Here is a 15230-nt window from a genome sequence, read left to right as displayed (position 1 = left end):
GCCCCGTTCGGGCCAGCCTGCACCGGTCTGATCGAGCGCTTACGCGGTGGCCGTGCCCTTGCCAAGCGGAATCTTGCGTTCCAGCCCCTGCATTCCCGGCACCCGCAACTCCAGAACTCTGGCCCGCCCGCCCAGATCGCGGTGGAGCGTGGCTTCCATGCCCGCCTGCGCGGCCAGCGCGGTTACCGCATCGGCCTGGGCATGGCCGATTTCCACCAGCGCCACGCCGCCGGGAGCCAGCAACCCCGGCAGTTGCGGCACCAGCACGCGGTAATCGTCCAGTCCCTCCGCCCCGGCAAACAGCGCACCGGCCGGTTCGTGCACGCGCACCGAAGGAGCGAGGTCCGCGTCGTCCTCGACATAAGGCGGATTGGCCAGCACCAGATCGAACGGCCCGCCAAGGCTGTCGGCCCAGCCAGGCTGGTGCCAGTCGGCCAGCGCAAAGGCTGCCCGCCCGGCCAGCCCCAGCCGCGCGGCATTGTCCTGCGCCACGGCCAGCGCATCGGCGCTGCGGTCGATCCCCGTGCCGCTGGCCTGTGGCAAGCCGTGCAGCACCGCCAGCAGCAGCGCGCCCGAACCCGTGCCGCAATCGAGCACGCGCTTCGCATCAGGCTCCGGCGCCGGATGGGCTGCCAGCGCCGCTTCGACCAGCACCTCGCTATCCCCGCGCGGGATCAGCACGGCGGGCGAGACGCGGAAAGGCAGGCCGAAGAACTCCTGCTCGCCGACGATATAGGCCACCGGTTCATGCACCTGTCGCCGGGCGACCAGCGCGGCGAAGCCCGGCGGGGCGGGATTGCGCATATGCCGCAGCAGCAGTTCCGAACGGGTGACGCCCAGCGCGTGCGCCATCAGGACTTCGGCATCGAGCCGCGCGGTATCGCTGGTCGCCGCCAGCACGGCGGCGGCATCGCGGATGGCGTCAGCGACCGTCACTCACCCATCGCCGCCAGTCGCTTGGCCTGATCCTCGGCAATCAGCGCGTCGACCAGTTCGCGCAGCCCCGGCCCTTCCAGGATCTCCGGCAGGCGGTGCAGGGTCAGGTTGATGCGGTGATCGGTGACGCGGCCTTGCGGGAAGTTGTAGGTTCGGATCCGTTCGGAGCGGTCACCCGATCCGACCATCGCCTTGCGTGCCTCCGCCTCGGCACCATGCGCGGCCTCGCGCATCTGCTCATAGATCCGGGCGCGCAGCACCTGCATCGCCTTTTCCTTGTTCTTGTGCTGGCTGCGCGCGTCCTGACAGGTGACGACGGTATTGGTCGGCAAGTGGGTGATGCGCACCGCCGAATCCGTGGTGTTGACGTGCTGCCCGCCCGCGCCGGATGCGCGATAGACGTCGATCTTGAGGTCCTTGTCCTCGATCTGCACGTCCACCTCGTCCGGCTGGGGCAGCACCGCCACAGTCGCCGCGCTGGTGTGGATGCGCCCGCCGCTTTCTGTCACCGGCACGCGCTGCACCCGGTGAACACCGCTTTCGAACTTCAGCTTGGCGAACACGCCATTCCCGGTCACTTGCGCGACCACTTCCTTGAACCCGCCGACTTCGGACGCGCTCATGCTGACCGGCTCGATCCGCCAGCCCTGCTCGGCGGCGTAGCGTTCGTACATCCGGTAGAGGTCGCCCGCGAACAACGCGGCCTCATCGCCGCCGGTCCCGGCGCGGATTTCCAGCATGGCGGAACGCGCATCGGCGCTGTCGCGCGGCAGCATGGCGATGGCCAGCTGGTGCTCGGCGACGGGCAGTTCGTCCTTCAGCCGGGCGATTTCCTCCTCGGCCAGTTCGCGCATCTCGGGATCGTCCAGCTCGGCCAGGCTGGCCAGCTCCCCGCGCATGGCCGTGACGCTGGCCGCAATCCGCGCGACCGGTTCCAGCTCGGCATAGTCACGGCTGGCGGCCACGAACTCCGCCCCCTCCAGCGTCCCGGAAGCAAGCCGCGCCTCCAGCTGCGCAAACCGCGCAGCCAGCTGGGCCAGACGGGCGTCGGAAACACTCACCGGTCGCGCTTACGGACGATCCAACGCGTCTGCGATGCATCGACATCAAACACACTTTCCAACCCTCGTTTCATTTGAGCCGCTGGAACTTCTGCTGAGCCATCTCCCGAAGTACGAAACGAAAGCGAGAACGATGAGTCATCATCACCGGGCAAGACCAGCACTACTCCGCCGGTTGCCGCTTTTTTGGCTTTGTCAAATCGCTTACGCGGGGAGCCTGTGATCACCATTTCAGCAGCAACTCCGCCTCTGCGGGCAGCATATGTTGCCGCTATTACATTGTCCTCTTGGCCTGGTTCCTCCGTGGTAAAAACAGCAACCTTAGCTGCGTCCAATTTCGGCGCCTGACTAACCAGCATCGCCAGCCGCTCGATCCCCGCCGCCCAGCCGACCGCCGGAGTGGGCGCGCCGCCCAGGCTTTCTATCAGCCCGTCATAGCGCCCGCCGCCCAGCACGGTGCCTTGCGCACCCAGCCGGTCGGTGACGAATTCGAACGCGGTGTGGCGATAATAGTCCAGCCCGCGCACCAGCGCCGGGGCGCGGGTCCACTCAACCCCTGCCGCGTCCAGCCCGGCCGTAACCTGCCCGAAGAAGTCCTGCGCCTCGGCGCTCAGGAAATCGTCGATTCTGGGCGCGGCGGCGGTGAAGACCTTGTCGCGCGGGTCCTTGGAATCGAGGATGCGCAAGGGATTGCGCTCCAGCCGGTCCTGCGAATCTTCCGACAGGTCGGCGCGGTGCGCGCGGAAGTATTCGACCAGCGCGGCACGCCATGCCTCGCGGCTGGCGCCGTCGCCCAGCGTGTTGAGCTGCAGCGTCACCCCGTCCGCAATGCCCAGCTCGTGCAGCAGCTGATCGGCCATCACCAGCAGCTCGACATCGGCCTGCGGCTCGCCCGCGCCGATCACTTCGGCGTCGATCTGGTGGAACTGGCGATAGCGGCCCTTTTGCGGGCGCTCATAACGGAACAGCGGGCCGTGGGTGGCCACCTTCAGCGGCGCGAACTGCTGCCAGCCGTTGGTGAGGTAGGCGCGGGCGATCCCGGCGGTGAATTCGGGCCGCAGGGTCAGCGATTCGTCGCCGCGATCCCTGAAGCTGTACATCTCTTTCGAGACGACGTCGGTCGTCTCGCCGATGGAGCGGCTGAACACTTCGGTCTTTTCGAAGACCGGCATTTCCGCGCGGCGAAAGCGGTAGAGCTTGCGCACGCGCTCGAACGTTTCGACCACGTGGGCGAAAGCCTCGGCGTCGGGGCCGAAAATGTCCTGGGTGCCGCGAATGGCCTGTGGGGTGTTGCTCATGGCGCTCGCCCCTACCCGGTTTGCACTTTGTCGAAAAGCCGTCTGGTTTGCCCCGCAGCGGGATTGACCGCGCGCGCGGGGGTTTTGCATGGGTCGACGATGATCAAGACGACCACTGGCCGCCTGCTGGCCGCCTTCGCCCTGGCGACTTCGACCGCCTCCATCGCCGCCACGCTTTCCGCCCCGGCCGCTGTGCCGATCGTGGCGACGGTGCCGGACGCGGTGGATACCCCCTATCCGGGCGGGACGATGCAGCTGGATATCGATGCCAGCGATACGGTGCGCGGCGTCTATCGCGTGACGCAGACGATTCCCGTCGCCCCCGGCACGACCCGGCTGACCCTGCTGCTGCCCGAATGGCTGCCCGGCAACCACGCCCCGCGCGGGCCAATGGCCGAACTGGTCGACCTGTCGTTCACCGCGGGCGGCCAGAAACTGGAATGGAAGCGCGACCGGGTGGAACTGCACGCCTTCCACGTGACCGTGCCCGCCGGGGCGAAGGACGTGGTCGCCCGCTTCATCCACACCAGCCCGCTGCAATCCAGCGAAGGGCGGATCACGATGACGCAGGAAATGCTCAACCTGCAGTGGGAGAAGATGAGCCTCTATCCCGCGGGCCATTACGTCCGCCAGATCAAGGTGAAGCCCAGCGTCACCCTGCCGCAGGGCTGGACCGCCGCCGTCGCGCTCGACGGGCAGAGCGCAGAGGGCAACCGCCTGTCGTGGGCTGAGACGAACTACGAAGTGCTGGTCGATTCGCCGATCTTTGCGGGCAAGCATTTCCGCAAGTGGGACCTGGGCCAGAACGTCACGCTCAACGTCGTCGCCGACAAGCCGGAGCAGCTGGCGGCCAAGCCCGAGCATATCGAACTGCACCGCAACCTCGTGACCGAGGCGCGGCTGGCGTTCGGGGCGAATCATTTCGACCGCTATGAATTCCTGCTGGCGCTGACCGACCGGATGGGCGGGATCGGGCTGGAGCATCACCGCTCCAGCGAGAACCAGCTGGAACCCGACGCGTTCCTGGAGTGGGACAAGAACGAATACGACCGCAACCTGCTGCCGCATGAATACGCGCACAGCTGGTCGGGCAAGTTCCGCCGCCCGGCGCGGCTGTGGACGCCGGATTATCGCCAGCCGATGCAGGGCGATCTGCTGTGGACCTATGAAGGGCAGGACCAGTTCTGGGGCCTCGTACTGGCCGCGCGGTCCGGCTTGCAGGGCAAGGACATGGTGCTGGGGATGCTGGCCGGGTGGGCCGGCAACTTTTCCGAACAGCCGGGCCGCCGCTGGCGCAGTGTGGAGGATACCGGGTTCGATCCGGTGTTCGGCAATCGCAAGGCCAAACCCTATGCCTCGCTCGCCCGCAACGAGGACTATTACACCGAAGGCGCGCTGGTGTGGCTGGAAGCGGACCAGATCATCCGCGCCGGGACCGGCGGCAAGAAGAGCATCGACGATTTCGCCAAGCTGTTCTTCGGGATGCGCGATGGCGACTGGGGCCAGCTGACGTTCGAAGTGGACGAGATCGTCACCAAGCTGGGCCAGGTCTATCCCTATGACTGGGCGACTTTCATCGACACCCGCCTGAACCAGCCGGGCCAGCCCGCGCCGGTCGGCGGGATCGAGAAGGGCGGTTACAAGCTGGTCTGGAAGGAAGAGCCCAACCCGTTCGACAAGGCCCGCATGGCCGAGGCGAAGAACCTGCCGCTGGCCTGGTCGCTGGGCGTGTCGATCGACAAGGACGCGCGCGTCACCTCCACCCAGTGGGACAGCCCGGCCTTCAACGCCGGGGTCGTCACCGGATCGCGGGTGCTGGCGGTGAACGGCATCGCCTATACCGCCGACGAGCTGAAAAAGGCGATCACCGCGGCCAAGGACGGGCGCGGGGTTGAGCTGCTGTTCCAGCGCGGGGACAAGTTCCAGACGGTGAAGATCGATTACCGCGGCGGCTTGCGCTACCCGTGGCTGGAACGCGCCGCGCCCGGCACCGCCCCGACCGGGCTGGACCTGCTGCTGATGCCCAAGCGCCCTGGCGCCGGAACCAAGGGCAAGAAGTGAACCTGAAAAAAATGAATCAGACCAAGGTCTGACGTTGCAGTGCAGCATGGTCGGGGCTAAGGCCCCGGCCATGCGTATCGACATGATCCCCGTGGGCGATGATCCGCCCAATAGCCTGAACGTCATCATCGAAGTGCCGGTTGGCGGCGAACCCGTGAAGTACGAGTTCGACAAGGCCTCTGGCGCGCTGTTCGTGGACCGCATCCTGCACACGCCGATGCGCTATCCCGCGAACTACGGCTTCGTGCCGCACACCCTGTCGGACGATGGCGACCCGCTCGACGCGCTGGTGATCGCGCGCTCGCCGTTCGTGCCGGGCTGCGTCGTGCGGGCCCGTCCGATCGGCGTGCTGAACCTGGAAGACGAGCATGGCGGCGACGAAAAGCTGATCTGCGTTCCGGTCGATTCGACCTTCCCGTATTATTCCGACGTGGGCGAACGCAAGGACCTGCCCTCGATCGTGCTGCAGCAGATCGAACACTTCTTTACCCACTACAAGGACCTGGAAGCTGAAAAGTGGGTCCGCATCGGCAAGTGGGGCGATGCCGACGATGCCAAGCGCATCGTGCACGAATGCATCGAGCGCTACGAAGCCAGCAAGGCCAAGTAAGGCCAGGGCCGCCAAGGCCCGATCCGGTTCCCCCTCTCGCCCCGCGGCGAGGGGGGATCCCCTCAATCCCCCGCGATCATCATTCCATCGATGCGGATGGTCGGCACGTTGACCGACCGGTGCCATTCCAGATCGTTGGCGCAGCGCAGCGCCGCGAACATCGGGATCAGGTTGCCCGCGATGGTGAATTCCGCGACCGGCCCGGCCAGTTCCCCGTTGACGATCCGGAAGCCAGAAGCCCCCCGGCTGTAATCGCCCGTCACCGGGTTCAACCCGTGGCCGATCAATTCCGTCACATAGACCCCGTCGGCAATGTCGGCCATCAGCTGCGCCGGGGAAAGCTCGCCTGGTTCAAGGTGCAGGTTGCTGGCCGAAACGCCCGGCGATCCGCCCGCGCCGCGCACGGCATGGCCGGTCGGCTGGCCGCCCAGCTGGCGCGCGGCGGCGCTGTCCATCAGCCAGCCGGTCAGGCGCCCGTTCTCCACCAGATTGCGACGCGCCGTGGGCAGCCCTTCCCCGTCGAACGGGCGCGAGGACAGCCCGCGCGGACGCAGCGGATCGTCAACGATGGTGATGCCGGGGGCAAAGAGCTGTCCTTCGGCATGATCGAGCAGAAAGCTGGCGCGCCGGGCAATCGCATTGCCCGACATGCCGCCCGCCAGATGCGCGATCAGCGAACCGCCGACGCGCGGATCGAACACCACCGGCATCGCCCCGCTCTTGACCCGGCCGGGGTTCATCCGTGCGACCGCGCGCTGCCCGGCCAGCAGGCCGATTTCCTCTGGCGGCGGCAGGTCGGCACCGTGGTGCGCGGTGCGCCAGGCATAGTCGCGCTGCATGTTCGCGCCCTCACCCGCCAGCACGCTGGCGCTGAGCGAGCGACTGGTGCCGCCATAGGCCCCGGCGAAGCCATGGCTGGTGACCAGCGCGAACACCCGCTGCCCTGCTCCGGCGCTGCCGCCCTCGCTGTTGGTCACGCCCGCCACGCCGCGCGCGGCATCCTCTGCCGCCTGCGCCAGCGCCAGCAGTTCCTGCGGGCTGGGTTCAGCCGCTTCGTTGAGGTCCAGATCGGGAAAGCCGCCGCGCAGCAGCAGCTCTTCCGGAGCCAGCCCGGCAAACTGGTCCTCCGGCGCGGCGCTGGCCATCGCCACCGCGCGCTCCGCCAGTTCCTTGAGCGCCGAATCGCTGAGATCGCTGGAACCGATACTGGCCGAGCGCCGCCCCACGAACACGCGCAGGTCCAGATGCTCGCTCTCGCTGCGCTCCACGTCCTCCAGCTTGCCCAGCCGCACCTGCACCCCTTCCGACAGGCCGCCGGCATAGACCGCATCGGCCGCATCAGCACCGGCACGGCGGGCAAGATCGATCAGCGCGGCAGCGCGATCCTGGGCTTGTTGGGCAGAAAGCATGGGGTGATGGACGCTCCGCAAATTCAGGAGCGTCCGATCTAGGGATTGATCAGGCCAAGGGCAATCGGCCCGATCGCAATCAACCGCCGAAGATGTAGGCCAGCGCCTTGAACAGGCCGGTCACGGCAAACGGCAGGCCAATCGCCAGCGCCCACAGCCAGGCGCGATCACGGCGGTAATCGGCGGCAAAGGCCATGTCGGCGGCCTGGGCATCGCTCAGCCGCGCCCAGCGGCGTTCGAACCGGCGACAGGCGGGAATGATCGCGGCAACCAGCATGACCAGCGCGAAATAGGGCAGCATCGTGGTGCCCTTGGCGTGAAGCGCGCCCATGGTCACGAAAATCTGCAAGGCCGTGTAGACCAGCAGGGCATAAGCGACATGGTCGCTCATCCGTTTGCGCCAGTCGAGCGGCTTGCCCTTGGCGACGCGGCCCGTTTCAGCATCCCCGATTTGCGCAGCGTTGGCGCCGTTCCATGCCTTGATCATCGGCACTCCCCTTATATTCCCCGAAGAATGAGTAAATCACCGAAGGCCGCGGCGATCAAGCCCGGTTTGCCAAAGTTCGCGCGGCCGCGCCGGCGTGACCGGGCGGGCACACCCGCGCCCCTGTCATGCATGAACCCTGCCAAGTGCGCTTGCCCCGACCCGCGCGGCTCTCTAAATGGTTCGTGACATGACCGAAACCGCACAGTCAGAGCAGCCGCGCGCCAATGCCGCGCCGCCCATCCCGCAAGGCGGGCTGGAAGTGATCTCGATCGCCAAGAGCTATGACAAGCGGGCGGTGCTGACCGATATCTCGCTGTCGGTTGGCAAGGGCGAAGTGCTGGGCCTGCTCGGCCCGAACGGCGCGGGCAAGACCACGTGCTTCTATTCGATCATGGGGCTGGTGCGCCCGGATTCGGGCCGCATCCTGATGGACGGGGTCGATGTCACCAACCTGCCGATGTATCGCCGCGCGATCCTGGGGCTGGGCTATCTGCCGCAGGAAACGTCGATCTTCCGGGCAATGACGGTTGAACAGAACATCAACTGCGTGCTGGAACTGATCGAGCCGGACAAGGACGTGCGCGCGCAGGAACTGGAACGCCTGCTGGGCGAATTCGGCCTGACCCGGCTGCGCGAAAGCCCGGCCATGGCGCTGTCCGGCGGGGAACGCCGCCGCTGCGAAATCGCCCGCGCGCTGGCCGCGAAACCGTCGATCATGCTGCTCGACGAACCCTTCGCCGGGATCGATCCGCTGTCGATCAGCGATATCCGCGATCTGGTGAAAGACCTGAAGCAGCGCGGCATCGGCGTGCTGATTACCGATCACAACGTGCGCGAAACCCTGGATATCGTGGATCGCGCCTGCATCATCTATGGCGGGCAGGTGCTGTTCGCGGGCAGCCCCGAAGCGCTGGTCGCCGATGAGAACGTGCGCCGCCTCTATCTGGGTGAAGGCTTCACGTTGTGACCGGGCCCAAGGTGACTGGACCCAAGGTCCACGGGCGCAAACGCGGCGGCTGAGCGATGGCACTGGGGCCGCGCCTCGACCTAAGGCAAAGCCAGTCGCTGGTGATGACGCCGCAGTTGCAGCAGGCGATCAAGCTGCTGGCGCTGTCGAACCTCGAGATCGAGGCGTTCATCGGCGATGCGCTGGACGCGAACCCCCTGCTGGAAATCGGCGATGCCGCCCCCGCCCCGGCGGAAGCGCCCACCGAATCCGCGGCCGCCGATCCGGACTTGCGCCGCACGACGCTGGAATCCTCGCCCGTCGATCAGCTGGTCAGCGAAGGCCGCGCGGATGAGGATCGCCCGCTCGATATCGATGTGTCCGCGCTCGACCGTGACCGTGACACCGGAGACTGGAGCGCCGACGCGCGCATCCAGCCCGGTGAGGCCGGCCCCGAAATCGACGAGCGCGGCGCGGGCGAACCGACACTGGCGGAGCACCTCCACGCGCAAGTCGGCCCGGCCACCCGCGATCCCCGCGCGGCGTTCATCGCCCGCCACCTGATCGGCCAGCTGGACGATGCCGGCTACCTCATCACGCCGCTGCGCGACATTTCCGCCGAACTGGGCGTGCCGCTGGCCGAGGTCGAAGCGGCGCTGGCGCTGGTCCAGACTTTCGATCCCACCGGGGTTGGCGCGCGCTCGCTGTCCGAATGCGTCGCGCTGCAGGCGAAAGAGGCGGACCGTTACGATCCGTGTATGGCCCGCCTGATCGACAATCTGGAACTGCTGGCGCGCGGCGAAATCCCCCGGCTGAAGCGGATGTGCGGGGTCGATGACGAAGATTTTGCCGACATGCTGGCCGAACTGCGCGGATACGATCCCAAGCCGGGGCTGCGCTTTGCCACCGGCGGGGGCGAGCCGGTTACGCCGGACATCCTGATCACGCCGCGCGCCGATGGCGGCTGGAATATCCAGCTCAACCAGGCGACCCTGCCGCGCCTGATCGTCAACCGCAGCTATTACGTCGAAATGCGCGGCGCCTGCGATGACAAGGTCGCGCGCGGCTGGCTGTCGGACAAGCTGGCCGATGCCAACTGGCTGGTGAAGGCGCTGGACCAGCGCCAGAAGACCATCCTGAAAGTCGCCAGCGAACTGGTGAAGCAGCAAGACGGCTTTTTCCGCCACGGCGTGTCGCAGCTCAAACCGCTGACCTTGCGCACCGTGGCCGAAGCCATCGGCATGCACGAATCGACCGTCAGCCGCGTGACCTCCAACAAGTACCTGCTGTGCGAGCGCGGGACGTTCGAGCTGAAATACTTCTTCACCTCCGGTGTCGGCGGGGCCGATGGCGAAGGCGGCGCATCGGCCGAGGCGGTGAAGGCCGCGATCAAGCAGTTGATCGACGCCGAAGATCCCAAGGCGATCCTCTCGGACGATGCGCTGGTCGATCTGCTGAAGGCGCGCGGCTATGACCTCGCCCGCCGCACCGTCGCCAAATACCGCGAGGCGATCGGCCTTGGCAGTTCGGTCCAGCGGCGGCGACAAAAGGCACTGGCAGGGGTGCGCTGATCCGCTAAGCTGGCTCTATTACCCAACCGGGAGACTATCCATGAAGTTCCGTCTGCTCGCCGCCGTTGCGGTGGCCGCGTTCGCCGCGCCGCTCGCCGCCAAGCCGGTCGAATACCGCGTCCTCACCCAAAGCCGCGACATCGGCCACTTCAGGATCGACCGCGAAGGCAGCGCCGTCAGCATCGATTATGACTACAAGCAGAACGGGCGCGGGCCGACGATCAAGGAAACGATCAAGCTCGACAAGGACGGCACGCCGCTGGACTGGACGATCACCGGGCGCACCACCTTCGGCAACGCGGTGAGCGAAAGCTTCCGCCGCACCGGGAAGGGCGTGGAATGGAAGGATCTGGCCGGCCCCGGCAGCATCAAGGGCAAGGACGCCCCGCGTTACTACGTCACGCAGAACGGTTCGCCCTATGACGTTGCCGCGCTGGCCAAGGCGCTGCTGGCCGATCCGGACAAGTCGATGCCCGTCGCCCCCGGCGGCACCGCCACGCTGACCGAACGCGCCCGCAACAGCTTTGACGGCCCCGACGGCAAGCTGGAGGTCGTGACCTATGAGCTGGCGGGCCTTTCGCTCAACCCCACCTACATCACGCTGGATGCTGAAGGCGACATGTTCGCGCTGGCCAGTGCCGGGTTCATTATGGCCCGCGCGGGTTATGAAAAAGCCGCCGACCAGCCGCTGCGCGACCTGTCGGAAAAGCTGGCCTCAGACCGCTTTGCCATGCTGCAGAAGGACGGTGCCAAGCGCTATGCCGGGCCGGTCCGCATCCGCAATGTCCGCCTGTTCGACCCCAAGGCCAAGGCGCTGACCGATCCGCGCGACGTCGTCGTGTACGGCCAGAAGATCGCCGAAGTCGTCCCCACCGGCAGCGTTGCCACTCCCGGCGAAACCACGGTCGATGGCGCGGGCGGGACGCTGGTTCCCGGCCTCTATGAGATGCACGGCCACATCGGCCAGGAAGACGCGCTGCTCAACGTGCTGGCGGGCGTCACCTCCACCCGCGACATGGGCAACGACGATGCCGTGCTGGACAAGCTGGTCGCCCGGATCGAGGCGGGCGAAGTCGCCGGCCCGCGGATCGTGCGCAGCGGCTTCATCGAGGGGAAAAGCCCGTTCAGTTCGATGACCGGCACGCTCGTCTCCACCCAGGCCGAGGCGATGGACGCCGTGCGCAAGTATGCCGCACGCGGATTCTGGCAGGCCAAGCTCTACAACTCGATGAACCCGGAATGGTCCGCCCCCGTCACGGCCGAGGCGCACCGCCTTGGCCTCAGGGTCGCGGGCCACGTTCCGGCGTTCTCCACCGCCGACGCAATGATCGCCGCCGGGTTTGACGAGATCACCCACGTCAACCAGCTGATGCTGGGCTGGGTGCTCAATCCGGGTGAGGACACCCGCACCCTGTTCCGCTTCACCGCGATGCGCCGCTTCCCCTCGCTCGACGTGAAATCGGCCAAGGTCCAGTCCACGCTCGATGCCATGGTGAAGAACAAGGTCGCGCATGAGCCGACCATCGGCATCCACGAACTCGGGCTGACCGCGCTCGACGGCAAGCCCAACCCCGGTGCGATCGACTATATCGATCACATGCCCCCCGCCGAGCAGCGCCAGCTGAAGCAGGCCCTGTTCGGCGCGGATACGCCCCAGCAGCGCGCCGAATACATCGCCGCCTATGGCAAGATCGTCGAAACCCTCAGTGAGATGCACCGCAAGGGTATCCTGCTGATCCCCGGCACCGACACCGGCGGTGCGTTCACCTATCACCGCGAACTGGAACTGTTCGGCCAACTGGGGATGAGCCCGGCCGACGTCCTCTCGCGCGCGACGCTGGAAATGGCTGCATACCTGGGTCAGGACCAGCAGCTCGGCAGCATCGAGCGCGGCAAGCTGGCCGACTTCTTCCTGATCCCCGGCGATCCCACGAAGGATCTGAAAGCGATCAAGGCGATCCGCATGGTGGTGAAGGACGGCGCGTTCTACTACCCGCCGGAAATCTATCCGCGCCTGGGGATCAAGCCGTTCACCACCGCGCCAGAGGTGAAGTGAAACAGGGACTGGGCGCTCCGAAATTCACGAATGGGCGAATTTCGGAGCGGCCCGGTGCCGCAGGCTATTCGCGGATGCGACCAGCCTTTGTCAGAACGGCAGCCACTTCTGCTTCTTTGAGAACTTCATATAGCCGGCGTTCACGCCCAGCCGCAGCCCTGCCCCCATCCGGATCGGGATCAGCACCACATCGCCGCGCCGCAGGTAGCTGGCGTTGAAACCGCCGACCAGATAGGCCTGCCCCTCCCCCGCCGGATACCGCTTGTAGAGGTCTTCGGTGTTGTAGAGGTTGTAGACCAGCACGAACGTGCTGCCGGCATTGGCGCCGGCATCGAACCCGATCGACGGGCCTGTCCAGTAGACCGGGCGTTGCCCCTCCACCTTGTGGTGCAGAGTGCCAGAGCCATAGCGCAGCCCCACGACCAGCGCCCCGCCGCCTTCACGCCCAACGATATAGCCGTTCGGTTCACCCTGCTTCTTCAGCAGGTCCTCGATCATCTGTGCCAGCCCCTTGGCGCCCTTGCCGAACACGCCCTCGGCCGCGCCGATCAGGTCGTCCTGCTTGTAGGTGCCGGGCTTGGGCGCGGTGGTGGCGGGTGGCGGGGTCATCGCCGGATCGGTGGCAGTGGTCGTCGCCGTCGCGGCCGGAGCCACATCGACCGAAGGCGTCGCCGCAGCGGTCGCCGGAACCGGAGCCGGAGCCGCTGCCGGGGCGGCCGGTTGCGCCAGGTCGGCATCAATGGCCTTGTCGGGATCGACCGGCTGAACCTGCGCCACAGCCGGTGCGCCACCGAACAATGCCGCCGCTCCCATCATGCCCAGCAGCGCCCCGCGCAGCGCCGAACCGAATCCAGCCGTCATCCTGTTCATCCTGTACCCTTTTTCCTGCGCGCGGAGGCCCGCAACCCTACAGAATCCAACCCTGCCCGCGCCACAATGCACCGGCGATGAATCGAGTCGCTTTTGCGGCCAGACGAGTCCCCACCCCGTCCCGCGCGCGCCTGCCCGCTATCGCAAAGAATCCTCCCATCCCCCCTTGCCGCCCCCAAAACCCCCCGCTATAGCGCCGCTTCGCCGCTGCGATCCGGAGACGTGGGTGAGTGGCTGAAACCAACGGTTTGCTAAACCGTCGTACTGGTAAATCCGGTACCGAGGGTTCGAATCCCTCCGTCTCCGCCAGTCCTTTGGGACAAACTTTTCTCTCCACCTCGAACCCAGCGCCGCAAACCTGCGGAACTCCGCCCATACCGATTCAAAATCGGTACCATGAAAGTGGACCGGGAGAGAACCTGCACCCGGAATTTACCGCGATCGCGAGCGGAGAACCAAAGTTTAGTACCCAATCGCGTGTTCAGGGCTGGTCTGGCCGAAAGGCGGAAGGCTGGTGCGGGGGTCGAAAAATGCTGCGCGGACTTGCCATGACGGCATGAAATTCCCACAAGCACATATCCGAATACCAAAACCGCGATAAAGTCCCGTAATTCTGCCATTTCTGCTGGTTCGAGCGGGATGATATCAGGCCTGTTTCCGGTGATAACAGGGCGATAATCTGTGTAATCAGGGCGTTATTTCCTGCTGCTCGCAATCGCGCTCCCGAAGCCCAGGTCCGCCGCGGAATCCATTTCCCCCCTTCTTCCGCCGAGGTCGTGACACGACGCTGCTCCGCAAGTCGGACGGGGCCCGGCGCGACACGATCTGTTCGCCCCGATGGAGATTAGAAATGGGCCGCAGGCCAAAACGCGAGACTGACCCTGCGCGGCGCAGGGCACTTGATATTGCATTCGAGCCGTTGCTGAATTTCGGTGGCAAGGGCAAAAAGACCGCGCTTTCACTTCACGAGATTCTTCTCAGGCAGACCTTCAAGTCTGCCCTTGATGGCGAATCCAAGGCAGCCCGGACCATGCTCAAGATGGCTCGGGAACACGACCGTGCAAGGACGGAGCACTTCCAGCTCGCGCGGCGCAAACTTGTTTTGGAGAATAATGAACAGGTCTCGGCGGATCCGGCCATGCAATTGCTGGATATCTTGCGTGCGACTGACGACCGCCCGTTTGCGAAGCTTGGGATCGCCCCTTGGGTAATCGAGTGTGCGTTTGCCAGGTTCGGTTGCCTGAACGCCAGCGACTGGAAACGAACTGTGCCGCATTTGTGGCAGGACGGTCTGCACGAGCGTGTGTCTTACCGACTTGAAGATGATCCGCTCTACGTGGTGCCGAATCCGAAGCGGTCGCCCGAATCCACCCGCTTCCGCAAGGGCGAAAGCGGCAACCCGCGTGGGCGGCCGCTCAGGGAGAAAGTTCACTGGCCCTTTGGCAACTTCTTTGAAGAGCTGCTGCCGATGAAGATCGGAGACGAGATCCGGCAGGTGACCCGCATCGAAGGCCTGATCTACCAACTCGGCCTCAAGGCGGCGAAGGGGGACAAGGCAATTGCACAGGTCTTGCAGAGTGCTGCGAATGCTGCGCTGCTCGAACGCTGGAACGGCAAGGAGCACGAAACCGTCAGGCTGGTGTATGGACTGCATGAAGACACCACCTGCCGCCTCTCCTCGCTCAAACGGCTGCGGCTCATCAACCGGCGAGCTCGTCGCCACATCCTGCTCCACTCGTGGATTGTCCAGGAAGCTGTGAACCGCCTCGCGGACGACGCGCTAGGCGAGGGAGAACAGGCGGTCGTTGTGCGCGCGACCAGCACGCCCGAGATGGGGTGGATGCCGCTCTCCCCAACGGTGTCATAATGCACCAGCATTACGGTGCATTAGCCATCGGGATAGGAGAGGCAACATGACGGACGTA

The 15230-nt window shown here is 65.9% G+C and carries 12 protein-coding genes and 1 tRNA gene; 7 read left to right on the top strand and 6 right to left on the bottom strand.

The window, feature by feature from the left end; translation table 11 throughout:
* Positions 1-39 precede the first annotated feature (39 nt).
* The 3 genes from prmC to hisS are packed head-to-tail and all read right to left on the bottom strand — an operon-like array spanning position 40 to position 3295.
* A complete protein-coding gene (gene prmC, locus IE113_RS14285; RefSeq protein ID WP_189542666.1) occupies positions 40-936 on the bottom strand; it encodes a peptide chain release factor N(5)-glutamine methyltransferase in 897 nt (298 codons plus the stop codon).
* Entirely contained in the window at positions 933-1997 is a 1065-nt protein-coding gene (gene prfA, locus IE113_RS14280; protein ID WP_189542664.1) for a peptide chain release factor 1, read from the bottom strand. Before prfA ends, prmC begins: the two co-directional genes overlap by 4 nt.
* The gene (gene hisS / locus IE113_RS14275; RefSeq protein WP_189542662.1) at positions 1994-3295 is read right to left on the bottom strand and encodes a histidine--tRNA ligase; all 1302 of its coding nucleotides are present in this window, start codon (positions 3293-3295) and stop codon (positions 1994-1996) included. Before hisS ends, prfA begins: the two co-directional genes overlap by 4 nt.
* A gap of 99 nt (positions 3296-3394) precedes the next feature.
* Between hisS and IE113_RS14270 the strand changes: the two genes are divergently transcribed.
* Both IE113_RS14270 and ppa read left to right on the top strand, forming a co-directional pair.
* Complete coding sequence (locus IE113_RS14270; RefSeq protein ID WP_189542660.1) at positions 3395-5356, top strand: M61 family metallopeptidase; 1962 nt, start codon at positions 3395-3397, stop codon at positions 5354-5356.
* A gap of 70 nt (positions 5357-5426) precedes the next feature.
* Positions 5427-5966 carry an inorganic diphosphatase gene (ppa, locus tag IE113_RS14265; RefSeq protein ID WP_189542658.1) on the top strand — a complete coding sequence of 180 codons (540 nt, stop codon included), beginning with the start codon at positions 5427-5429 and terminating at the stop codon, positions 5964-5966.
* Positions 5967-6028: 62 nt separating this feature from the next.
* Here ppa and IE113_RS14260 read toward each other — a convergent pair whose 3' ends face one another.
* Both IE113_RS14260 and IE113_RS14255 read right to left on the bottom strand, forming a co-directional pair.
* Positions 6029-7375 (bottom strand): TldD/PmbA family protein, encoded by a 1347-nt coding sequence (locus IE113_RS14260; RefSeq protein WP_189542656.1) that lies wholly within the window; start codon positions 7373-7375, stop codon positions 6029-6031.
* Between the two features lie 79 nt (positions 7376-7454).
* Positions 7455-7862, bottom strand: a complete 408-nt coding sequence (locus IE113_RS14255; protein ID WP_229822526.1) for a hypothetical protein — start codon at positions 7860-7862, stop codon at positions 7455-7457.
* Positions 7863-8049: 187 nt separating this feature from the next.
* Here IE113_RS14255 and lptB point away from each other — a divergent pair, with 187 nt between their 5' ends.
* From lptB to IE113_RS14240, 3 genes are read left to right on the top strand one after another with little or no spacing between them, the layout of a single operon-like run.
* Positions 8050-8829 carry an LPS export ABC transporter ATP-binding protein gene (gene lptB, locus IE113_RS14250; protein WP_229822524.1) on the top strand — a complete coding sequence of 260 codons (780 nt, stop codon included), beginning with the start codon at positions 8050-8052 and terminating at the stop codon, positions 8827-8829.
* 56 nt (positions 8830-8885) lie between these two features.
* Complete coding sequence (rpoN, locus tag IE113_RS14245) at positions 8886-10379, top strand: RNA polymerase factor sigma-54 (RefSeq protein WP_189542652.1); 1494 nt, start codon at positions 8886-8888, stop codon at positions 10377-10379.
* A gap of 40 nt (positions 10380-10419) precedes the next feature.
* Positions 10420-12435, top strand: a complete 2016-nt coding sequence (locus IE113_RS14240) for an amidohydrolase family protein (protein WP_189542650.1) — start codon at positions 10420-10422, stop codon at positions 12433-12435.
* 90 nt (positions 12436-12525) lie between these two features.
* Here IE113_RS14240 and IE113_RS14235 read toward each other — a convergent pair whose 3' ends face one another.
* Positions 12526-13305 carry a DUF1134 domain-containing protein gene (locus IE113_RS14235; RefSeq protein ID WP_189542648.1) on the bottom strand — a complete coding sequence of 260 codons (780 nt, stop codon included), beginning with the start codon at positions 13303-13305 and terminating at the stop codon, positions 12526-12528.
* Between the two features lie 216 nt (positions 13306-13521).
* On the opposite strand from IE113_RS14235, the gene IE113_RS14230 reads away from it, so the two are divergent.
* Together IE113_RS14230 and IE113_RS14225 are read left to right on the top strand one after the other, a co-directional pair.
* Positions 13522-13614 (top strand) — tRNA-Ser (locus IE113_RS14230).
* Between the two features lie 541 nt (positions 13615-14155).
* Positions 14156-15172: a DUF5681 domain-containing protein gene (locus IE113_RS14225; RefSeq protein WP_189542646.1), complete on the top strand. Its 1017-nt coding sequence runs from the start codon at positions 14156-14158 to the stop codon at positions 15170-15172.
* Positions 15173-15230 lie beyond the last annotated feature (58 nt).

The organism is Novosphingobium arvoryzae (genome assembly GCF_014652615.1).
In the GTDB taxonomy this organism is placed as follows: domain Bacteria; phylum Pseudomonadota; class Alphaproteobacteria; order Sphingomonadales; family Sphingomonadaceae; genus Novosphingobium; species Novosphingobium arvoryzae.
This window is presented reverse-complemented; position numbering and strand designations above follow the sequence as displayed.

Coding starts and splice junctions, on each gene's coding strand:
- hisS (WP_189542662.1), bottom strand. CDS start 3,295: ATGAGCAACACCCCACAGGCCATTCGCGGCACCCAGGACATTTTCGGC.
- IE113_RS14270 (WP_189542660.1), top strand. CDS start 3,395: ATGATCAAGACGACCACTGGCCGCCTGCTGGCCGCCTTCGCCCTGGCG.
- ppa (WP_189542658.1), top strand. CDS start 5,427: ATGCGTATCGACATGATCCCCGTGGGCGATGATCCGCCCAATAGCCTG.
- IE113_RS14260 (WP_189542656.1), bottom strand. CDS start 7,375: ATGCTTTCTGCCCAACAAGCCCAGGATCGCGCTGCCGCGCTGATCGAT.
- IE113_RS14255 (WP_229822526.1), bottom strand. CDS start 7,862: ATGATCAAGGCATGGAACGGCGCCAACGCTGCGCAAATCGGGGATGCT.
- lptB (WP_229822524.1), top strand. CDS start 8,050: ATGACCGAAACCGCACAGTCAGAGCAGCCGCGCGCCAATGCCGCGCCG.
- rpoN (WP_189542652.1), top strand. CDS start 8,886: ATGGCACTGGGGCCGCGCCTCGACCTAAGGCAAAGCCAGTCGCTGGTG.
- IE113_RS14240 (WP_189542650.1), top strand. CDS start 10,420: ATGAAGTTCCGTCTGCTCGCCGCCGTTGCGGTGGCCGCGTTCGCCGCG.
- IE113_RS14235 (WP_189542648.1), bottom strand. CDS start 13,305: ATGAACAGGATGACGGCTGGATTCGGTTCGGCGCTGCGCGGGGCGCTG.
- IE113_RS14225 (WP_189542646.1), top strand. CDS start 14,156: ATGGGCCGCAGGCCAAAACGCGAGACTGACCCTGCGCGGCGCAGGGCA.